Origin of the sequence: Escherichia sp. MOD1-EC5433 (genome assembly GCF_002966005.1) — a bacterium.
GTDB classification, from domain to species: Bacteria; Pseudomonadota; Gammaproteobacteria; order Enterobacterales; family Enterobacteriaceae; genus Escherichia; species Escherichia ruysiae.
In genome coordinates this window covers 721,218-742,938 of the sequence record NZ_PTRL01000001.1, presented here as the reverse complement: position 1 = coordinate 742,938, position 21,721 = coordinate 721,218, and the positions used below count along the sequence as shown (strand labels likewise).

The following is a 21,721-nucleotide window of genomic DNA, read 5'->3' as shown; positions in this document are numbered from 1 at the left end:
AATCAAAGGGAATGACGATATTCGTCCCATAAGGAGTTTTTCTTGATTACACATATTAGCCCGCTTGGCTCCATGGATATGTTGTCGCAGCTGGAAGTGGATATGCTTAAACGCACCGCCAGCAGCGACCTCTATCAACTGTTTCGCAACTGTTCACTTGCTGTTCTGAACTCCGGTAGTTTGACCGATAACAGCAAAGAATTGCTGTCTCGTTTTGAAAATTTTGACATTAACGTGCTGCGCCGTGAACGTGGCGTTAAGTTAGAACTGATCAACCCCCCGGAAGAAGCTTTTGTCGATGGGCGCATTATTCGCGCCTTGCAGGCCAACTTGTTCGCTGTTCTGCGCGACATTCTCTTCGTCTATGGGCAAATCCATAACACCGTTCGTTTTCCAAACCTGAATCTCGACAACTCTGTCCACATTACTAATCTGGTCTTTTCTATATTGCGTAATGCTCGCGCACTGCATGTCGGCGAAGCGCCAAATATGGTTGTGTGCTGGGGCGGTCACTCAATCAACGAAAACGAGTATTTGTATGCCCGTCGCGTCGGAAATCAGCTGGGTCTGCGTGAGTTAAATATCTGCACCGGTTGCGGCCCGGGTGCGATGGAAGCACCGATGAAAGGCGCGGCAGTGGGTCACGCTCAGCAGCGTTACAAAGACAGCCGTTTTATTGGTATGACAGAGCCGTCAATTATCGCCGCTGAACCGCCTAACCCGCTGGTCAACGAATTGATAATCATGCCGGATATCGAAAAACGTCTGGAAGCGTTTGTGCGTATCGCTCACGGCATCATTATCTTCCCAGGCGGTGTGGGTACGGCAGAAGAGTTGCTCTATTTGCTGGGAATTTTGATGAATCCGGCAAATAAAGATCAGGTTTTACCGCTGATCCTCACCGGTCCGAAAGAGAGCGCCGATTACTTCCGCGTACTGGACGAGTTTGTCGTGCATACGCTGGGAGAAAACGCCCGCCGCCATTACCGCATCATTATTGATGACGCTGCTGAAGTCGCTCGTCAGATGAAAAAATCGATGCCGCTGGTGAAAGAAAATCGCCGCGACACCGGTGATGCTTACAGCTTTAACTGGTCAATGCGCATTGCGCCAGATCTGCAAATGCCGTTTGAGCCGTCTCACGAGAACATGGCTAATCTGAAACTGTACCCGGATCAGCCTGTAGAAGTTTTGGCCGCTGACCTGCGTCGCGCGTTCTCCGGTATTGTGGCGGGTAACGTGAAAGAGGTCGGTATCCGCGCCATTGAAGAGTTTGGTCCTTACAAAATCAACGGCGATAAAGAGATAATGCGTCGTATGGACGACCTGCTTCAGGGTTTTGTCGCCCAGCACCGTATGAAGTTGCCTGGCTCAGCCTACATCCCTTGCTACGAAATCTGCACGTAATCTCCCCTGCCCCGGTAACGTTTGTTGCCGGGTTTTCTCTTTTTTGGTCACTCACTCACCAATCCATTTCATTTGTTATCTGAATGTTTCAACGCATCATAAGACACTTAATATCACCAATATTAATATGTCATACAATTTATATTGCAACGCAAACGTTTACCTGCTTTCATAAACCGCATTTTATTACTGTGAAAAAGAAATTCTTATCATGATTAACTAAAAGTATTGATTTTTTCAGTTCAACCTACATATATTGCGCGCCCCGGAAGAAACCAGATATCGTTTAGTGGGAAAATATTGCCCTTAAATTCTCTTTTACTTTTGATTTACAGAGTAAAGAGTTGGGATTATCTATCTTCTAAGTAGATTATTGTATTTGAGATCAAGATCACTGATAGATGCATAACTTGTGTGTATCTTTCCGCCCTCAAATTATTAGGGCGGAAAATGATTAAGCCATCGCCGATAGACAGATTTCATTTTTACGGCCAGGCACCTTCCCGGGCTGAACTGGCTAAAAGCTGAATTATTTGCATTCCTCCAGGAGAAATAGATGGAAACGACTCAAACCAGCACGATTGCGTCGAAAGACTCTCGCAGTGCCTGGCGTAAGACAGACACCATGTGGATGCTGGGCCTGTACGGCACGGCAATCGGCGCGGGTGTACTGTTCCTGCCAATCAACGCCGGTGTTGGCGGTATGATCCCGCTGATCATCATGGCCATCCTTGCGTTCCCGATGACGTTTTTTGCTCACCGTGGCCTGACTCGCTTCGTACTGTCTGGTAAAAACCCAGGCGAAGATATCACCGAGGTAGTAGAAGAACACTTTGGTATTGGCGCAGGTAAACTGATTACTCTGCTGTACTTCTTCGCTATCTACCCGATCCTGCTGGTTTATAGCGTGGCAATCACCAACACGGTTGAAAGCTTCATGTCTCACCAGCTGGGTATGACGCCGCCGCCGCGTGCGATTCTGTCGCTGATCCTGATCGTAGGTATGATGACCATCGTTCGCTTCGGTGAGCAGATGATCGTTAAGGCGATGAGTATTCTGGTATTCCCGTTTGTTGGCGTACTGATGCTGCTGGCTCTGTACCTGATCCCGCAGTGGAATGGCGCAGCTCTGGAAACGCTGTCTCTGGATACTGCATCAGCAACCGGAAACGGTCTGTGGATGACCCTGTGGCTGGCAATCCCGGTAATGGTGTTCTCGTTCAACCACTCTCCGATCATCTCTTCTTTCGCCGTTGCGAAGCGTGAAGAGTACGGTGATATGGCAGAACAGAAATGCTCGAAGATCCTGGCATTCGCACACATCATGATGGTGCTGACCGTAATGTTCTTCGTATTCAGCTGCGTACTGAGCCTGACTCCGGCAGACCTGGCTGCAGCAAAAGAGCAGAACATCTCGATTCTGTCTTACCTGGCTAACCACTTTAACGCGCCGATCATCGCGTGGATGGCTCCGATTATCGCGATTATCGCTATCACCAAATCCTTCCTCGGTCACTACCTGGGTGCGCGTGAAGGCTTCAACGGTATGGTGATTAAATCTCTGCGTGGTAAAGGTAAGTCTATCGAAATCAACAAGCTGAACCGTATCACTGCGCTGTTCATGCTGGTAACGACCTGGATTGTTGCTACGCTGAACCCGAGCATCCTGGGGATGATTGAAACCCTGGGCGGCCCAATCATCGCGATGATCCTGTTCCTGATGCCGATGTACGCAATCCAGAAAGTACCGGCAATGCGTAAGTACAGCGGTCACATCAGCAACGTATTCGTTGTCGTGATGGGTCTGATTGCTATCTCCGCAATTTTCTACTCTCTGTTCAGCTAAATCCTTTCGCGCCGCTTTCGGGCGGCGCTTCCTCCGTTTTAACCCGATGAATTTCCTATGATTAGCGTATTCGATATTTTCAAAATCGGCATTGGCCCTTCCAGTTCCCATACCGTTGGACCAATGAAAGCGGGTAAACAATTTACCGATGATCTGATTGCCCGTAACTTGCTAAAAGACGTGACCCGTGTGGTGGTTGATGTCTACGGCTCGCTCTCTCTGACCGGTAAAGGCCACCACACGGATATCGCCATTATTATGGGCCTGGCGGGTAACCTGCCGGATACCGTTGATATCGATTCCATCCCTGGTTTTATTCAGGATGTGAACACCCACGGTCGCCTGATGCTGGCAAACGGTCAGCATGAAGTGGAGTTCCCGGTTGATGAATGCATGAACTTCCATGCCGACAACCTTTCTCTGCATGAAAACGGTATGCGCATCACCGCGCTGGTGGGCGATAAAGTCGTTTACAGCCAGACTTACTACTCCATCGGCGGTGGCTTTATCGTTGATGAAGAACATTTTGGTCAGCAGGATAGCGCACCGGTTGAAGTTCCTTATCCGTACAGCTCAGCAGCCGATCTGCAAAAGCATTGTCAGGAAACCGGGCTGTCACTCTCTGGCCTGATGATGAAAAACGAACTGGCGCTGCACAGCAAAGAAGAGCTGGAACAGCACCTGGCGAACGTCTGGGACGTGATGCGCGGCGGTATTGAGCGCGGTATTTCCACCGAAGGCGTGCTGCCAGGCAAACTGCGCGTTCCACGCCGTGCGGCGGCGCTGCGCCGGATGCTGGTCAGCCAGGACAAAAACACCACTGACCCGATGGCGGTTGTTGACTGGATCAACATGTTCGCGCTGGCAGTGAACGAAGAAAACGCTGCGGGTGGTCGCGTGGTGACTGCACCGACTAACGGCGCGTGCGGGATTATCCCGGCAGTGCTGGCGTACTACGACAAGTTTATCCGTGAAGTGAACGCTAACTCACTGGCTCGTTACCTGCTGGTGGCAAGCGCCATTGGTTCTCTTTATAAGATGAACGCCTCGATTTCTGGTGCCGAAGTCGGCTGCCAGGGTGAAGTTGGCGTGGCGTGCTCAATGGCGGCGGCTGGTCTGGCTGAACTGTTAGGCGCAAGCCCGGCACAGGTATGCATCGCGGCAGAAATCGCAATGGAACATAACCTCGGCCTGACGTGTGACCCGGTCGCCGGACAAGTACAGGTGCCGTGCATCGAGCGTAACGCCATTGCGGCAGTGAAAGCGGTGAACGCCGCGCGTATGGCGCTGCGCCGTACCAGCGAGCCGCGCGTCTGCCTCGACAAAGTTATCGAAACCATGTACGAAACAGGTAAAGATATGAATGCCAAGTACCGCGAAACCTCTCGTGGTGGCCTGGCGATGAAGATTGTTGCCTGCGATTAATCTCTCTCCAGAGGCCTCGTTTTGCGAGGCCTCTTCCTGTTTTCTCATCCAGCCGTAGCCTGTTCCGGTATCGAATGTTACCCTTATCGCCTGATCTTTAAGGGGGTTATCGTGGCTGTTCATTTGCTTATTGTCGATGCACTGAATCTTATTCGTCGCATCCATGCTGTTCAGGGCTCGCCCTGTGTCGAAACCTGTCAGCACGCGCTCGATCAGCTCATTATGCACAGCCAGCCAACCCATGCCGTCGCCGTTTTTGATGATGAAAACCGCAATAGCGGCTGGCGTCATCAACGTTTACCGGATTACAAAGCCGGTCGTCCGCCAATGCCCGAAGAGTTGCACGACGAGATGCCTGCATTACGCGCCGCCTTTGAGCAACGCGGCGTCCCGTGCTGGTCAGCCAGCGGCAACGAAGCCGATGACTTAGCCGCCACGCTGGCGGTCAAAGTGACTCAAGCCGGGCATCAGGCAACTATTGTTTCGACAGATAAAGGCTACTGTCAGTTACTTTCACCTACATTACGTATTCGTGATTACTTCCAGAAACGTTGGCTGGATGCGCCGTTTATCGATAAAGAATTTGGCGTTCAACCGCAGCAGTTGCCCGATTACTGGGGGCTTGCGGGGATCAGCAGTTCAAAGGTACCGGGTGTTGCGGGAATCGGACCAAAAAGCGCCACGCAGCTGCTGGTCGAGTTTCAGAGTCTGGAAGGGATATATGAGAATCTGGATACGGTTGCCGAAAAGTGGCGCCAAAAACTAGAAACCCATAAAGAGATGGCGTTTCTGTGCCGCGATATTGCCCGCTTACAAACCGATTTGCATATCGACGGCAATTTACAGCAATTGCGGTTGGTACGGTAACAGCGTGCCGAATACTACCGATTAACAACTCATTGAATTAAATGCACTTGTAGGCCGGATAAGACGCGGCTAGCGTCGCATCCGGCATCAACACATCTGCGTAATTACCACGCTGTATGGTAAAGCTTTACACTATCCTCAAGCGTTGCTTCACGCGGGTTGCCACTGGTACAAACATCGGATGCCAGACCGGAGTCAATGCCCCTGCCAACTCACTTACCGTTCGTCGCGACGACCACCCACCGCAGCCCAGATACGACGGACATGCACCGTCACTTCTTCACGATCGTGATACAACTGACGCGCCTGAATCTGAGCATTTATGCCATGTTCATCAAGCTGTGCCTGAATGTACGCCAGATTGTGTGACACTTCTTCGTAGCGTTTTTTCATCGGCAGCTTAAGGTTGAAGATAGTTTCACGACACCAGCCATTAACCAACCACTGTGCCATCAGTGCTGCGACTTTCGCCGGTTTCTCCACCATGTCACACACCATCCATGAGATGTTGCTACGTGTTGGACGGAATTTGAAACCATCTTCCCGCAGCCACGTCACCTGCCCGGTATCCATCAGACTTTGCGCCATCGGGCCGTTATCGACGGAGTATACCCACATGTTGCGCTTCACCAGTTGGTAGGTCCAGCCGCCTGGACAAGCGCCCAAATCTACCGCCCACATTCCATTTGCCAGGCGTTCATCCCACTCATCCGCAGGAATAAACACATGAAATGCCTCTTCCAGTTTGAGCGTGGAACGGCTTGGCGCATCCGCCGGAAACTTCAGGCGTGGAATCCCCATATAGAACGGCGAATTATTATTGCTGTAGGAGTAGCCGGTATAGCAGCAGCCTGGTGCAATAAAGAATACATGCACAACCGGACGCTTCGGCGTTTCATAGTTCACCAGCACGCCCGCCTCGCGCAAGGCAGCCCGTAGCGGCACGGTGAATTTACGGCAGAATTTCAGCAGCTCTTTGCTTTCGTTGGTATCGGCAACTTCAACGCGCAACTCTCCGCCCTTCTCTACCACGCCCTGCAACATACCAACAATGGGCGTAATACGATCTTCTGGCGGCAAATGCTGGAGGAGTTCCCCCACCACAAACCACTGGCGGGCAAAAATTAATGAACTGAACGGCAGTTCGCGGATTAACTTATCGCCATCATCCGGTTGATAACATTCATAAATGACATAACCCGCATTGTCTTTAACGCGGGCAAAACCGAAGATTTCCCGCTGACCGGCTTTATCGGTAATTTCTGCAGCACACTCTTTTTCAAAGCCAGGACGGCACAACAATACAACCTTATTCATGATTTACGCCCTTGCGCTTCAAACGGATAGCACCGACTAACATTAACGCCCAGCCCGCGAGGAAGCTCACGCCGCCGACCGGCGTGACAAACGCCCATAAACGCAGATGAGACAGCGCCAGGCAATAAAGGCTACCGCTGAACAGCACCGTACCTAACGCGAGGAAAACGCTACTCCAGTAAAACCAGATACTGATGCGACGCTGCATTGCCACTGCCAGACCTAAAATCGCCAGCGTATGGAACGCCTGGTATTCGAGGCCGGTCTGGATCCAGCCCATCTCAACGGCTCCCATGGTTTTACTTAACACATGCGCGCCAAAAGCGCCCAGAGCCACAAAAATGAAGCCGCTAATGGCGGCGAAAATCAGCATAAAACGGCTGGTCATGGTCGTACCCTACGTAAATTATTGTTCATAACGAAAGCGGAATTTTTCTTGTTCAGCAGCGGCTTTCGCCAGGATCCATTGGCGAAAGGCGGCTATTTTACCCAGTTCTGCCTGGCTGTCATGACATACCAGATAAAAAGCATTTTTACTGACCAGAACATCATTAAACGGGCAGACAAGGCGTCCGGCCTCGATTTCAGATTGCGCCATCACATTATTTGCCAATGCGACTCCCTGCCCGTGGATAGCCGCTTGCAGCACCATGGCGCTGTGACTGAAGATTGGCCCTTGTTGAACGTTGATATGGTTTAACCCCAACTGGCGGGTATATGTCTGCCAGTCACGCCGGGACGCATCGTGTAATAACGTATGTTTAGCCAGATCTTCTGGCGTCTTCAAGGGTTTTTCGCCGGTTAGCAGTAGCGGAGAACACACCGGCAACAGATATTCGGCATAAAGTTTTTCCACCCGCAGTCCCGGCCAGTTGCCACGACCATAAAATATCGCCACATCAACATCATCCGCCAGTTTATCTTCCTGGCGATCGACCGCCTGGATTCGAACGTCGATTCCCGGATAAGCTGAATTAAAGCTGGAAAGTCGCGGCACCAGCCAGTGGATGGCAAAACTGGGGAGTAAACTGACCGTCAACGCCCCCTTGGCGCTACGAGCCTGGAGTTTACGCGTCGCTTCGGTTAATTGCGAAAATATCTCTTTGATATCGAGGAAATAGCTTTGCCCTTCCTCGGTCAGCAGGAGTGAACGATTACGGCGACGGAACAGTTTCAGCCCCAAAAAATCCTCAAGTGACTTGATTTGATGACTTACTGCGGCCTGGGTCACAAAAAGCTCTTCTGCTGCGCGCGTGAAGCTTAAATGGCGTGCGGCGGCATCAAAAACTCGTAAGGCATTTAGCGGTGGTAATCGTTTTGACATGGCTTTTAAACTTTGATGTTAAATGAATTTAACAATTAGATCACACTATGTAACCTATTAGTTTTTTTTATCTGAGCCATTATAAATTGTCCGTTGAGCTTCTACCAGCAAATACCTATAGTGGCGGCACTTCCTGAGCCGGAACGAAAAGTTTTATCGGAATGCGTGTTCTGGTGAACTTTTGGCTTACGGTTGTGATGTTGTGTTGTTGTGTTTGCAATTGGTCTGCGATTCAGACCATGGTAGCTAAGCTACCTTTTTTCACTTCCTGTACATTTACCCTGTCTGTCCATAGTGATTAATGTAGCACCGCCTAATTGCGGTGCTTTTTTTTACCTTGCGATCGCAAATTACTGATCCAGTTCGACCATCTCTTTCACGTCGGTACGGTTGATCTGCTGTTTGTTGCCATTAGCGTCTTTATACGAAATCATACCGGTTTCATTATCAGTCTGTGGTTTACCGTCAGAGACGATAGTACGTCCGTCATTGGTGTGCATCACATAGTTCGAACCGGAACAGGCGCTCAGGGCAAAAGTCAGCATACAGGCAGAAATAATTGCGGCAGTCTTTTTCATCATCTTCTCCTTAAAGCGATTAATAAATCTTAATAGTATTGATTAACAGGCTAAAATTAACGCCTAACACTATTCAGCATATGTTACTGACGCGGCTTCGCCAGGATATCCAGATAATTCCGATGGTTAGCACTCTCCTTGTATCAAAGTGAATTTTGCGTCACGATCGGTGAATCAAGCCGAGGAGTACCATGAACGTTTTTAATCCCGCGCAGTTCCGCGCGCAGTTTCCCGCATTACAGGATGCGGGCGTCTATCTCGACAGTGCCGCAACCGCGCTCAAACCCGAAGCCGTGGTTGAGGCTACCCGACAGTTCTATAGCCTTAGCGCCGGAAACGTCCATCGCAGCCAGTTTGCCGAAGCCCAACGTCTGACCGCGCGTTATGAGGCTGCGCGGGAGAAAGTAGCGCAATTACTCAATGCACCAGATGACAAAACTATTGTCTGGACGCGCGGCACCACCGAATCCATCAACATGGTGGCGCAATGCTATGCGCGTCCGCATCTGCAACCGGGCGATGAAATTATTGTCAGCGTGGCAGAGCACCACGCCAACCTCGTCCCCTGGCTGATGGTCGCCCAACAAACCGGAGCCAAAGTGGTGAAGTTGCCGCTTAATGCGCAGCGTCTGCCAGATATTGATTTGTTACCGGAACTGATTACTCCCCGTAGCCGGATTCTGGCGTTGGGCCAGATGTCGAACGTCACTGGCGGTTGCCCGGATCTGGCGCGAGCGATTACCTTTGCCCATTCAGCCGGGATGGTGGTGATGGTTGATGGTGCTCAGGGCGCGGTGCATTTCCCTGCAGATGTTCAGCAACTGGATATCGATTTCTACGCTTTTTCAGGTCACAAACTTTACGGCCCGACGGGTATCGGCGTGCTGTATGGCAAACCAGAACTGCTGGAAGCAATGTCGCCCTGGCTCGGCGGTGGCAAAATGATTCACGAAGTCAGTTTTGACGGCTTCACCACACAATCTGCCCCATGGAAACTGGAAGCCGGAACGCCCAACGTCGCAGGCGTCATTGGGTTAAGTGCGGCGCTGGAATGGCTGGCAGATTATGATATCAACCAGGCAGAAAGTTGGAGTCGTAGCCTGGCGACGCTTACAGAAGATGCGCTGGCAAAACGTCCAGGCTTTCGTTCATTCCGCTGCCAGGATTCCAGCCTGCTGGCCTTTGATTTCGCGGGTGTTCATCACAGCGATATGGTAACGCTGCTGGCAGAGTACGGAATTGCCCTGCGCGCCGGGCAGCATTGCGCTCAGCCGCTACTGGCAGAATTAGGCGTAACCGGCACACTGCGCGCCTCTTTTGCGCCATATAATACAAAGAGTGATGTAGATGCGCTGGTGAACGCCGTTGACCGCGCGCTGGAATTATTGGTGGATTAATGACAAACCCGCAATTCGCCGGACATCCGTTCGGCACAACCGTTACCGCAGAGACGTTACGCGATACTTTCGCGCCGTTGACGCAGTGGGAAGATAAATATCGCCAGTTGATCATGCTGGGGAAACAGCTTCCTGCTTTACCTGATGAATTAAAAGCGCAGGCCAAAGAGATTGCCGGATGCGAAAACCGCGTCTGGCTGGGGTATACCGTGGCTGAAAACGGCAAGATGCATTTCTTTGGCGACAGCGAAGGACGCATTGTGCGCGGTCTGCTGGCAGTGTTGTTGACCGCCGTGGAGGGCAAAACCGCCGCCGAGTTACAAACGCAGTCGCCGCTGGCGTTGTTTGATGAGCTGGGATTACGTGCGCAGCTTAGCGCCTCACGCAGTCAGGGGCTGAATGCATTAAGCGAGGCGATTATCGCAGCGGCGAAACAGGTTTAAGCACAGATCCAGGTCGGATAAGACGCTCACGTCGCATCCGACATAATTGTTTATCCCTGGCGCGCTGCTTTCGCCATCATCTTCTTCAGCGCATGAGAAACCGCAACAAAACCAAAGGTGGCGGTCACCATCGTTGCCGCACCAAATCCTGATGCGCAATCCATTCGCTTTGGCCCTTCCGCCGTGGCTTTCATCGCACAGACCGTACCGTCTGACTGCGGGTATACCAGTGCTTCGGTAGAGAACACACAATCCACACCGAGCTTACCTTTACTGTTTTTCACCACGCCGAAATCGCTTTTCAGGCGCTCACGCAGCTTCGCCGCCAGCGGATCCTGAATGGTCTTCGCCAGATCGGTAACCTGAATCTGCGTCGGATCAATCTGCCCGCCTGCACCACCCGTCGTTACCAGTGGGATTTTATTGCGACGGCAATATGCGATTAGTGCCGCTTTGGGTCGCACACTGTCAATGGCATCAATAACGTATGAATAACCGGCATTCATATATTGCGCTACGTTATCCGGCGTCACGAAATCGTCCACCACTGTCACCCGACACTCCGGGTTAATCTGGCGAATACGCTCCGCCATCACTTCCGCTTTTGCCAGCCCGACGTTATCACGCAGCGCGTGAATTTGCCGATTGGTATTGGTGACACACACGTCATCCATATCAATAAGCGTTATTGCACCAATCCCTGTGCGCGCCAGAGCTTCCGCCGCCCAGGAACCGACACCACCGATGCCGACCACACAGATATGTGCATCGGCAAATAGTTGCAAGGCTTTCTCACCATACAGACGCGCAGTGCCGCCAAAACGCTGACGCCAGGCATCACTAATTACCACAGACATAGCACCTCAGAATTAAAAAGGGTGAGGTTATCCCTCACCCTAAACGCATAAATGCCTGATGCGCTACGCTTATCAGGCCTACATAACCCCTGCAATATATTGAATTTGCATGGTTTGTAGGTCGGATAAGGCGTTCACGCCGCATCCGGCATGAACAACGCGCACTTAGTCAACAATCAGAAGGGGAGGTTATCCCTCACCCTGTCTTATCCGTAAAAACGGTGTACAGAATAACACATCAGCCGCTAAAGACGTTACCTGCACCCGGTGCCGTTTTCAGCACCCAGACACGCCCATAGTGGTTGTACCAACCTGCGCGGTGTCCGGCTTCCGGCCCGATCCCTTGATAGATATCGAAATGTTGGCCTTTGATTGCGCCGCCGACATCCAGCGCCACCATCAGACGCAGTTCATACTGACCGTTAAATTTACCGTTATTATCCAACAACGGTACTTCTGCCAGCAAGGTAGTACCTGGCGGGATGAGCGAGCGATCGGAGGCAACAGAAGCACGTCCAACCAGCGGCACAGCACTTGCACCTTTCACCGGCGCAAAAGATTGCGGCTTAAAGAAGACGAAAGACGGGTTCTGTTCCAGCAGTTCGCGAACTTCGGCTTCACTGTGCGTTTCCCCCCAGTGGCGAATCGCCTGCATCGACATATCTTCTTTTTTCACTTCGCCACGATCGATCAACACCTTACCAATACTGCGATAGGCATGACCGTTCTTTCCGGCATAGCTGAAGAAGTTAAGCGGACTGCCATCGCCAAAGTCGATATACCCGCTACCCTGTACATCCATAATGAAGTTATCCATCAGGGAGTTGCTGTAAGCGAGGATATATTTATCGCTCAGTGCCCCCGCATAGATCTCCGCACGAGACGGCAGACGACCTCGTTTTGGTGGCATACGGTAAATAGGATACTGGAACTCGCCCTGGCGGGTATGGCGCGCCTGAATTACCGGCGTGTAATAGCCCGTAAACTGCACGTTGCCATAGTTGTCCGCGCCTTCCATCTGCCAGGCATCGATACCGAACTGGCGCATATTGCGGGTATCACCGCCTGCACGCAGCCACTCTTGCACCGCGTTATAAACATTACTCTGGTTACCATAAAGACGCGGTGACGAATTACGAATATGGTTAATTTGCTCGGCAAAATCACCGGCGTTGATTGGCGCGCCAACGGCATCTGGCTGGTTCACCAGAGAGAAAGGCTGGGTAAATTTCCCGTCTTTATATTGCTGTCCGCGATCGGTTGGTTTGGAGGAGCAGGCGGCAAGCATCGCCACAACAGCGCCCATAAGAAGGTACTTTACCCAACGTCCTTTCATTGTTCTCTTCTTCAGGTTAAAAAAATAAGGCACAACGAAGATAACAAACCGTCGCGTTTAATGAAATGAGCAGACTCTCCCTGACGCAAATTTTGCACAAAAAATAGGCGATAGTGTTTTGTTTTTGTTCAAAATCATGCCAAATCCGTGATCCGGGTAAAAAAAAGGTTGCATGAAAACGCGAGCGGAGTATAGTGCGCATCCACGGACGCGGGGTGGAGCAGCCTGGTAGCTCGTCGGGCTCATAACCCGAAGGTCGTCGGTTCAAATCCGGCCCCCGCAACCAATTAAAATTTGATGAAGTAAAGCAGTACGGTGACGCGGGGTGGAGCAGCCTGGTAGCTCGTCGGGCTCATAACCCGAAGGTCGTCGGTTCAAATCCGGCCCCCGCAACCAATCAAAATTTGACGAAGTAAAAGCAGTACGGTGACGCGGGGTGGAGCAGCCTGGTAGCTCGTCGGGCTCATAACCCGAAGGTCGTCGGTTCAAATCCGGCCCCCGCAACCAATACTTAGAATGCTGATAAACCGCAACGTGTTTCACGGATTGCGGTTTTTTTGTATCTAAAATCTTCGATCGCTAAACTCACTGCACGTTTTTTATCTCCCTCCCCGCAAAGAAATCAATTATCGACTGGGCAACGTGTATCCCGGTTTGCTGGTATGACTCAACGGTGGCGGCTGCAATATGCGGCGTTGTAATGATATTTTTGGTATGCAGCAATGGGCTAAATTGCACCAGCGGTTCAGAGCTAAAAACATCCAGCGCCGCAAAAACATTTCGTTCTTCAATCACCTGAAGTAAAGCCCCCTCATCCAGCAACTTTCCTCTTGCGGCATTGATGATCAGAGCGCCATTGCGCATCATCGACAAATATTTATGGCTGATGAAGTTCTCCAGGTCAGGAGAAAAAGGCAAAAGAACAATGATGACATGCGACAGCATGAAGATATCTTCAATTGATACGAACTGAACTCCGGTTTTACCTGCAACCTGATAATCGGGTTGTTTGTCAAAAGCTAAAAGCTCAACATCAAAACCAGACAACCTTTTCGCCAGGGTTTTACCTATATTGCCGTAGCCAAGCAGGCCAATCCGTTTACCTTGTAACTCGCAGCCATGCGACTCTCCCCAGTAACCATTTTGCATCGCATGATAGCTGCCTGGGATATTTCTCATGCTCGCGAAGATAAGACCAATGATAAATTCCGCAACCGCATTTGAATTAATCCCAACCGTATTATTGACCACAATCCCTGATTGTCGTGCCGCGTGAAGATCAACATTATCAATCCCTGTCCCAAATCTCGATATTATTTTCACACCAGGCAGTAGTGATAGCGTGTCCGCCTGATAACAATCTTTTCCGGCAATGGCCGCACAAATAGATTCTCGTAATGCAGTGGATTCTGATTTAAGCAGATGCTCCACATTATTCTTAATAATAAGGTTAAAATTATTCTCTCTTAGCAACTTGCTGGCGGAAACACAGCGCGCAGAAAAGCTGGGAACGGTGACCAGAACGTTTTTCATAGCTGACACTCACTTCAATGAACGCCACCCCAAAAGATGGCGTGACCGGTTACTGTTTTTATATTCTGAAACTATGAGTTTGCTTTAATACCGAGCGCACCTCCTGGATGATATAAGCCGAAATCAGCACGAGTAAATTTTTTCAATTCGGAGAGAGCAAGCGCCACCGCATCACCCACAACCAGAACGACTGTAGATGAACATGACGGCGCTAAACCTAAATTATCCGCCTCGCTTTTGACGGGAATTTCAACGGATAAATCACAACTTATCGCAAGCGATGAACGATGACTGCGAGTAAAGGAGACCAAATAATTACCCATTTTTTTTAGGCTGGGCAACGTTGCCAGAATTTCTGCCGTCTCACCGCTGTTTGAAATAAGAATAACAATATCGTTTTTCGCCACCATACCAAGATCGCCGTGTACCGCTTCCGTACCGTGAACAAAAAACGAGGGAGTTCCGGTGCTGGCAAATGTTGCTGCGAGTTTTCTGGCAATAATGCCGGACTTCCCTACGCCAATAAAAACAACTTTACCCTGACAAGATTGTAATATTTTAATTAAAGCAGCAACTTCCGAAAGGGGAGAATCGATAATCTCTTCAACTGCTTTATGTTCGTTGCGCATAAAATGTTTAATAAGATAGATAAGATCAGTGTTGTTCATTTTCTTTTTCCTGATTAATATTTCTGATTACACCTGCAATGCGCGTAAGCCCCATATATAACTTTTCTCGACTGCAAGCCAAATTCAGACGAAGATAGCCCTCCCCTTCGGTTCCATAGACATGCCCCGCCATAATACCTACTTTACCTTCATAAATTAATCGGCTGTAAAATTTATCAAAGGGATAACCAATGGCAGAGCAATTAATCCACGAAAAATAGCAACCATCAGCCGGCTTCACGATTAATCCCGGAATATTTTCATTTATATACCACTGGGTAAATTGAATATTTGAAGCAAGATGCTCCTTTAATGACGTTAACCATTCCTCACATTCGTTATAGGCAACAATAGTCGCAATTACATTCAGTACTGATGGGGAGTTTACAAAATCGCGATACCTCGATATCGTTCTGAATTGGTGATTGAAATTTTCATCAGGTGAAATCATATACGAACCCGTTAGCGCAGGAACGTTAAATGTTTTCGATATTGAATTAAACGCCACCACCTTTTCATTTATTATTTTAAGCGCAGACGTGAAGCAACGATTAAATACAAAATCACTATGGATTTCATCTGAACACAACCAAACATCGTGTCTTGCACAGCTTGCAGCGATTTTATGCAGACAATCTTCAGGCCAGACGGTTCCTGTCGGGTTATGAGGATTGCATAATAACACCATCTTCGCTTTTTTAATTTTTAGATCAAAATCTTGCCAGTCGATAACGTAATCTCCCTCGTTATCTTTACTCAAAGAAGTTTCCAGCGTATTTCGCCCACTATTTTTAATAACATCAAAAAATGCGTTATAGACAGGTGTAAAAATGAGAATGTTATCGCCACTCGATGTCAGTAACTCTATTGCTTTAGCAATGGAATACATCACACTTGGGCTATAGGTTATCCATTCTGGTTTAATATCTGTTTTATACTGTTTATAATACCAATTAACTATCGCATTCAGATATTCATCATGTTGCCAACGGCTGTACCCTAAAATCGGGTGTTCCAGGCGTTTTTTTAATGCTCTGGTGATAGCTTCTGGTATCGGAAGATCCATATCTGAAATAGAGAATGGCAATACATCTTTTACACCAAATCTGTCCTCACAAAAGTCCCACTGGGTACAATATGTTCCTTTACGGGAAATTGTGGTATTAAAAATATCCATTAGCGTATCCCCATGTAATTATCCATATCCCGACGCAGGGCGATGACTTTAGTGCCGATAATGACTTGTAGGGTATTTTGATCAAGTTTAACAACCGCAATCCCTCCGGCTCTTTTTATCGCAACCTCATCAATTAATCCCATATCTGCGATAGTTAAACGTAAACGAGTTACACAATTATCCAGAGATTTAATATTCTCTCTACCGCCAAGTGCCTGAACCATCTGCGCCGCTGCCTGCAACTCTGATTTATCATGAGTTGGGATATCCGCTATAGCAGTATCTTCGTGGGCGTTTATCGCGATGGGGCTGGACTCTTCACGTCCTACGGTCATCAGGTTAAATTTAAGAATGGTCCAACGGAACACAAAGTAATAAATAAAGAAATAGGCCACTTCTACACAAACCGCTATCGGCCAGCCCGTTCTTGTGCCACGTAAGACACCAAAGCTAATAAACTGAATCAGATCGCCAGTAAACCCCATCTTCACGCCCATATATGGCAGAACCATGTTAGCGAATCCATTCATAAAAGCATGGAAGACAAACAGCAACGGACTGACAAACAAGAAGAGAAATTCAATCGGTTCGCTAACGCCACCAATAATGACCGTCAGCACACCGGAAATAAGCAATGCTTTGATAGCCTTTCTGTTCTGAGCATGAGCGGTGCGATACATCGCCAGCGCGGCACCAGCCAGACCATACTGGATCATCAGTTTGCCCTGTTCCATTTTCCCCGCCAAATCCAGCGGAATAACAGTATTCTCTTTGACGTACGCCATAAACATATTCAGAGTGCCGTAATATTCTTCACCACCAATTACTGCCGAACCGCCGATTGGGGTAAATCGGAAAACTGATGTCACCAGATGGTTTAGGCCAAAAGGTATCGTCACGCGTTCAGCAACTGCATAGAAGAAATAACCGACAGGACCGGAAGTTGAAATCCAGTGACCAATGAGCATGAAAAGATTGAAAAATGGCGGCCAGATAAAAGGAATAATCAGGCCAAACCCACTCATCACAATTAGTGTAATGATAGGCACCAGGCGCGGACCACTATAAAAACCTAATGACTCAGGAATGCGTAAGTTAACGATCTTTTTATACATGCTGGCGACTAATAAACCTGAAACAATCCCTCCCAGCACACTGGTATTATAGGACTGGATCCCCAAAATGATAGTTTGTCCATGTGTCGACATTTGGTCAGCTGCGACCAATAAATCGTGTTGTTTAAGGTAAAAATTTGTTCCCAAATGCATCGCCATAAAACCAATTAAGCCAGAAAATGCACCATAGGCTTTATCATCTTTCTCTTTTAATAATCCTAAGGGAATCGCTATCGCAAATAGTACAGGTAAATTAACAAAAGCAAACAAACCAAGGCTAACAATGAAATCAAGTATGGTTTTAATTATTGGAATAGCCAGAAATGGAATTAACTTTGCCATATCATCACTGGCTAAACCACTTCCTAGTCCTAGCATCATGCCACATACACTTAGCAGAGCGATGGGATACATAAATGCTTTTCCCAGGCTCTGAAAAAAACTCCAGGCTTTCTTTTGTTTCATGCTGGTTATCTCATAAAAATATTATATGTAGTTAGTCCATTAATACTTTGGTGCGAATAGAGAGATATAGCTTTTCTTCTAAAATCAATTCATATTTAAACGTGCTGTACAGATACCTTTCTATTTCATGAATAGCGCGTTGCAATTGAATGTCTTTTTCAAGAAACTGTTCATAGATATCGCCAATATCTTTCTGTTTTATTTTTTCATTGCATAATACTCGACAAGAAAAATACTTAAGATGCATCATAAATCTTGAATAGTTAAATGAACTCCTGTCCACCCTTCTGTTATAAATTCCCTCAATAATCTCCGTAATTTTTTGAGACAACTCAATAATTCGTACAGATTCATAATCAATTGAGTTTTCATAGTTATTTAAAATATGTAATGCAATAAAACCAATCTCGTCATCCGGAAGCTGAAAGCTAAATTGATCATTGATGATTGTTAATGCATCCCGACTTATCGCATATTCTGCTTTATACAACGCTTTGATTTCCTCAAGGAAAACATTATTAATTTGTATTCCGGAGGCGACTCGGGATATTGCATTCGAAATGTGATCGGCAAGAATGAGCAGTAGCGATGGATTTAGCTTTTTTTCAAGATTGATCTCCGCATATTGCACTATTTTTTCAGCCACAAATACATACTCAATATCCACATGCTCAATCAGTTTGTAGAGTTTATTTTTTTGCTCATTCCTGACATAAAAAATTCGGTTAGCCGGATGTTCGGGTACAGGCATACCATATTTTTTGTTGTAACCGACGCCAGGTCCAGAAATGATAACCTCCTGTCCATTCATCGATGCCTGCACACAATTATTGTTCATGACTTTTTCGATGATCATTTCATGGCTCCAAAAAAAAAGGCAAGGCACGTCAGAAGTAATAATTACTTCAAACATTGCCTTGCCTGATTTAACAGTTACAAGATGATTAACTAATGCCTATACCTTACACGGGATTGCCTTTAATAAAAGAGACGCCAGGCTTATTTTTCAAGCTAACTTTCAAATATTCGACAGCAGTCACAAAATCATCGTTTAACATTCATATAAATAATATCCATTCAATTAAATATAAATTAATTGAATGGATAAATTAAAACATCATCCCCTTCTCGCCAGCGTCGCTCCATCGGCAAAATACGCTTTAATTCCCGCAAGAATGGACTCTGCAACTTCCTGCTGGAAAGTCGCCGTTTTCAGTTTGCGCTCTTCCTCAACGTTACTGATAAACGCCGTTTCGACCAGAATAGAGGGAATATCAGGCGCTTTCAGCACGGCAAACCCGGCCTGCTCGACCTGATTTTTATGCAGCTTGTTGATTTTACCAAGTTTATTTAGTACTGCCCTACCAAACTTCAGGCTGTCGGCAATGGTCAGCGACTGCACCATATCAAACATGGTGTGGTCGACATAGCGGTCGCCGCTTTTGCTCACACCACCAATTAAGTCCGAGGCGTTCTGGGTTTGCGCCAGATATTTTGCCGCAGTACTGGTTGCGCCTTTGGTCGAAAGCGCAAACACCGAGGAACCGCTCGGCTGGCGGCTGGTAAAGGCATCTGCATGGATAGAGACAAACAGGTCAGCACGTTGTTTCTGTGCTTTTGCTACGCGCACTTGCAATGGAATGAAGATGTCTTCATTACGCGTCATGTACACCTTCATATTGCCCTCTTTCTCGATCAGAGAGCGCAGACGGCGGGCAATTTGTAATACCACGTCTTTTTCACGCGTTTTGTATTTCCCCACTGCGCCGGAGTCTTCGCCACCGTGGCCAGGGTCAAGCATGATGACAATCGGGCGATCGCGCCCTGCCTTACCTGGCTGCGGACCACTTTGCGCAGGCGGCACCTGTTTTTCGAGATCGCCTTTGTTGTAATCCTCCAGCAGAGCCAGCAGCGGGTCTTGCATATCCTGCGCATTGACCGGATAGAGATCCATCACCAGACGCTCTTTAAATCCGGCAACCGGCGCGAGGGCAAACATCTGTGGTTTTACGTTTTGCTTTAATTCAAAAACCATCCGCACGGTTTGCGGATCAAATTGCCCGACGCGAGCTGACTTGATGAACGGGTCGTCAGCACGAATTTGTGCCGCCATCCCCTTGAGCACCGAGTTCAGGTTTACATCTTCAATATCCACCACCACGCGCTCAGGATTACTCAACGCGAACTGCTTATATTTCAGCTGACGATTTGATTCAACCGTCACACGGGTATAGCTGGACGCAGGCCAGACGCGCACCGCCACGACCTGGCTGACCGCAGCCAGGCTGACCTGACTTACGCTCAATAGCCACATGGCACCCGCGCCTTGCAGTAAACGACGACGGCTGATTGCAGTATTGGATCCTGACATGCCTCTCCCGAGCAAAAAATCTAAGCTGTGTAACAAGTAAACGACCAATTTGACCGGAAACTTTAGCGAAAGACGCATAATCTGTCATCTATAAAACGGTAAACATTCTTTTTATATTCACGGCATTACTGATAAAAAAGTTGCTCATGCGTAAAATTTGCACTTGCACACGGCGAAAAAACAGAATAAAAATACATTAATTTCGAATAATCATGCAAAGAGGTGTGCCGTGGTGAAGGAACGTAAAACCGAGCTGGTCGAGGGATTCCGCCATTCGGTTCCCTATATCAACACTCATCGGGGAAAAACGTTTGTCATCATGCTCGGCGGCGAAGCCATTGAGCATGAGAATTTCTCCAGTATCGTTAATGATATTGGGCTATTGCACAGCCTCGGCATACGTCTGGTCGTCGTCTATGGCGCGCGTCCACAGATCGACGCGAATCTGGCGGCGCATCATCACGAACCGCTGTACCACAAGAATATACGCGTGACTGACGGCAAAACGCTGGAGCTGGTGAAGCAGGCTGCGGGGACATTGCAACTAGACATCACAGCACGCCTGTCGATGAGCCTCAACAACACACCGTTGCAGGGCGCTCATATCAACGTCGTCAGTGGCAATTTTATTATTGCCCAGCCGCTGGGCGTCGATGACGGCGTGGATTACTGCCATAGCGGGCGTATCCGGCGGATTGACGAAGAAGCGATTCATCGCCAACTGGACAGCGGTGCGATTGTGCTGATGGGCCCGGTGGCGGTTTCGGTCACTGGCGAGAGCTTTAACCTGACCTCGGAAGAGATTGCCACACAACTGGCCATCAAACTGAAAGCTGAGAAGATGATTGGTTTTTGCTCTTCACAGGGCGTCACCAATGACGATGGCGATATTGTCTCCGAACTTTTCCCTAACGAGGCGCAAGCGCGAGTAGAAGCCCAGGAAGAGAAAGGCGATTACAACTCTGGTACGGTGCGCTTTTTGCGTGGCGCGGTGAAAGCCTGTCGCAGCGGTGTTCGTCGCTGTCATTTAATCAGTTATCAGGAAGATGGCGCGCTGTTGCAAGAGCTGTTCTCACGTGACGGTATCGGTACGCAAATTGTGATGGAAAGCGCGGAGCAGATTCGTCGCGCAACAATCAACGATATTGGCGGTATTCTGGAGTTGATTCGCCCGCTGGAGCAGCAAGGCATTCTGGTACGTCGTTCTCGCGAACAACTGGAGATGGAAATCGACAAATTCACTATTATTCAGCGCGATAACACGACTATTGCCTGCGCCGCGCTCTATCCGTTCCCGGAAGAGAAGATTGGCGAAATGGCCTGTGTGGCGGTACACCCGGATTACCGTAGTTCATCACGGGGCGAGGTTTTACTGGAACGCATTGCCGCTCAGGCGAAGCAGAGCGGGTTAAGCAAATTGTTTGTGCTGACCACGCGCAGTATTCACTGGTTCCAGGAGCGCGGATTTACCCCGGTGGATATTGACTCACTGCCGGAGAGCAAAAAGCAGATGTACAACTACCAGCGTAAATCAAAGGTGTTGATGGCGGATTTAGGGTAAGCGATGGATATAGCCGGATGCGGCATACGCAATA

General features: G+C 48.6%; 19 protein-coding genes, 3 tRNA genes and 1 pseudogene. 10 read left to right on the top strand and 13 right to left on the bottom strand.

The features are described 5' to 3' along the window. The first annotated feature begins 42 nt into the window (after positions 1–42). The 4 genes from ppnN (at position 43) to xni (ending at position 5,545) form a co-directional block, all read left to right on the top strand. Entirely contained in the window at positions 43–1,407 is a 1,365-nt protein-coding gene (gene ppnN / locus C3D30_RS03705) for a nucleotide 5'-monophosphate nucleosidase PpnN (protein WP_000627995.1), read from the top strand. 556 nt (positions 1,408–1,963) lie between these two features. Further along, complete coding sequence (gene sdaC / locus C3D30_RS03700; protein ID WP_000450473.1) at positions 1,964–3,253, top strand: HAAAP family serine/threonine permease SdaC; 1,290 nt, start codon at positions 1,964–1,966, stop codon at positions 3,251–3,253. Positions 3,254–3,310: 57 nt separating this feature from the next. Beyond that, on the top strand, positions 3,311–4,678 hold the full coding sequence (gene sdaB, locus C3D30_RS03695) for an L-serine ammonia-lyase II (RefSeq protein WP_021551301.1): 1,368 nt from the start codon (positions 3,311–3,313) through the stop codon (positions 4,676–4,678). Positions 4,679–4,789: 111 nt separating this feature from the next. Continuing rightward, positions 4,790–5,545 carry a flap endonuclease Xni gene (gene xni, locus C3D30_RS03690; protein WP_105286480.1) on the top strand — a complete coding sequence of 252 codons (756 nt, stop codon included), beginning with the start codon at positions 4,790–4,792 and terminating at the stop codon, positions 5,543–5,545. Positions 5,546–5,649: 104 nt separating this feature from the next. Here xni and C3D30_RS20555 read toward each other — a convergent pair. The 5 genes and pseudogenes from C3D30_RS20555 to C3D30_RS03670 all read right to left on the bottom strand — a co-directional run. Further along, positions 5,650–5,724, bottom strand: a pseudogene (locus C3D30_RS20555) (hypothetical protein); the annotation flags it as partial. Positions 5,725–5,761: 37 nt separating this feature from the next. Next, positions 5,762–6,862, bottom strand: coding sequence for a 23S rRNA (cytidine(2498)-2'-O)-methyltransferase RlmM (rlmM, locus tag C3D30_RS03685; protein WP_016159631.1), 1,101 nt, complete (start codon positions 6,860–6,862; stop codon positions 5,762–5,764). Then, positions 6,855–7,250, bottom strand: coding sequence for a DUF423 domain-containing protein (locus tag C3D30_RS03680; protein WP_000203904.1), 396 nt, complete (start codon positions 7,248–7,250; stop codon positions 6,855–6,857). The genes rlmM and C3D30_RS03680 overlap by 8 nt, the downstream gene beginning before the upstream one ends. An 18-nt stretch (positions 7,251–7,268) precedes the next feature. Then, complete coding sequence (gcvA, locus tag C3D30_RS03675; protein WP_000044401.1) at positions 7,269–8,186, bottom strand: glycine cleavage system transcriptional regulator GcvA; 918 nt, start codon at positions 8,184–8,186, stop codon at positions 7,269–7,271. A 350-nt stretch (positions 8,187–8,536) separates the two neighbouring features. Beyond that, entirely contained in the window at positions 8,537–8,764 is a 228-nt protein-coding gene (locus tag C3D30_RS03670; protein ID WP_000750399.1) for a YgdI/YgdR family lipoprotein, read from the bottom strand. 191 nt (positions 8,765–8,955) lie between these two features. Between C3D30_RS03670 and csdA the strand changes: the two genes are divergently transcribed. After that, a complete protein-coding gene (gene csdA / locus C3D30_RS03665; protein WP_105286479.1) occupies positions 8,956–10,161 on the top strand; it encodes a cysteine desulfurase CsdA in 1,206 nt (401 codons plus the stop codon). After that, the gene (csdE, locus tag C3D30_RS03660) at positions 10,161–10,604 is read left to right on the top strand and encodes a cysteine desulfurase sulfur acceptor subunit CsdE (protein WP_000184242.1); all 444 of its coding nucleotides are present in this window, start codon (positions 10,161–10,163) and stop codon (positions 10,602–10,604) included. The genes csdA and csdE overlap by 1 nt, the downstream gene beginning before the upstream one ends. A 50-nt stretch (positions 10,605–10,654) precedes the next feature. On the opposite strand, the gene tcdA is transcribed toward csdE, so the two are convergent. Together tcdA and mltA are read right to left on the bottom strand one after the other, a co-directional pair. Next, positions 10,655–11,461: a tRNA cyclic N6-threonylcarbamoyladenosine(37) synthase TcdA gene (tcdA, locus tag C3D30_RS03655; protein WP_000117716.1), complete on the bottom strand. Its 807-nt coding sequence runs from the start codon at positions 11,459–11,461 to the stop codon at positions 10,655–10,657. 238 nt (positions 11,462–11,699) lie between these two features. Then, positions 11,700–12,797, bottom strand: a complete 1,098-nt coding sequence (gene mltA / locus C3D30_RS03650) for a murein transglycosylase A (RefSeq protein WP_000678631.1) — start codon at positions 12,795–12,797, stop codon at positions 11,700–11,702. A 209-nt stretch (positions 12,798–13,006) separates the two neighbouring features. On the opposite strand from mltA, the gene C3D30_RS03640 reads away from it, so the two are divergent. The 3 genes from C3D30_RS03640 (at position 13,007) to C3D30_RS03630 (ending at position 13,304) form a co-directional block, all read left to right on the top strand. Next, positions 13,007–13,083 (top strand) — tRNA-Met (locus tag C3D30_RS03640). Between the two features lie 33 nt (positions 13,084–13,116). Next, positions 13,117–13,193, top strand: a tRNA-Met gene (locus tag C3D30_RS03635). Positions 13,194–13,227: 34 nt separating this feature from the next. Next, positions 13,228–13,304 (top strand) — tRNA-Met (locus tag C3D30_RS03630). A gap of 78 nt (positions 13,305–13,382) precedes the next feature. Here C3D30_RS03630 and C3D30_RS03625 read toward each other — a convergent pair. From C3D30_RS03625 to amiC, 6 genes are all read right to left on the bottom strand, one after another. Next, the gene (locus C3D30_RS03625) at positions 13,383–14,330 is read right to left on the bottom strand and encodes a phosphoglycerate dehydrogenase (RefSeq protein WP_105286478.1); all 948 of its coding nucleotides are present in this window, start codon (positions 14,328–14,330) and stop codon (positions 13,383–13,385) included. A gap of 71 nt (positions 14,331–14,401) precedes the next feature. Then, the gene (locus tag C3D30_RS03620) at positions 14,402–14,998 is read right to left on the bottom strand and encodes a KpsF/GutQ family sugar-phosphate isomerase (protein ID WP_105286477.1); all 597 of its coding nucleotides are present in this window, start codon (positions 14,996–14,998) and stop codon (positions 14,402–14,404) included. Continuing rightward, positions 14,985–16,175, bottom strand: coding sequence for a MalY/PatB family protein (locus tag C3D30_RS03615; RefSeq protein WP_000350908.1), 1,191 nt, complete (start codon positions 16,173–16,175; stop codon positions 14,985–14,987). The genes C3D30_RS03620 and C3D30_RS03615 overlap by 14 nt, the downstream gene beginning before the upstream one ends. Beyond that, entirely contained in the window at positions 16,175–17,755 is a 1,581-nt protein-coding gene (locus tag C3D30_RS03610; RefSeq protein ID WP_000810564.1) for a PTS transporter subunit EIIC, read from the bottom strand. Before C3D30_RS03610 ends, C3D30_RS03615 begins: the two co-directional genes overlap by 1 nt. A 31-nt stretch (positions 17,756–17,786) precedes the next feature. Further along, positions 17,787–18,611 (bottom strand): PRD domain-containing protein, encoded by an 825-nt coding sequence (locus tag C3D30_RS03605; RefSeq protein WP_016159637.1) that lies wholly within the window; start codon positions 18,609–18,611, stop codon positions 17,787–17,789. Between the two features lie 261 nt (positions 18,612–18,872). Beyond that, positions 18,873–20,126, bottom strand: coding sequence for an N-acetylmuramoyl-L-alanine amidase AmiC (gene amiC, locus C3D30_RS03600; RefSeq protein WP_000016908.1), 1,254 nt, complete (start codon positions 20,124–20,126; stop codon positions 18,873–18,875). Positions 20,127–20,355: 229 nt separating this feature from the next. Here amiC and argA point away from each other — a divergent pair, with 229 nt between their 5' ends. Next, entirely contained in the window at positions 20,356–21,687 is a 1,332-nt protein-coding gene (gene argA, locus C3D30_RS03590) for an amino-acid N-acetyltransferase (protein WP_000237966.1), read from the top strand. The last annotated feature ends 34 nt before the right edge of the window (positions 21,688–21,721 follow it).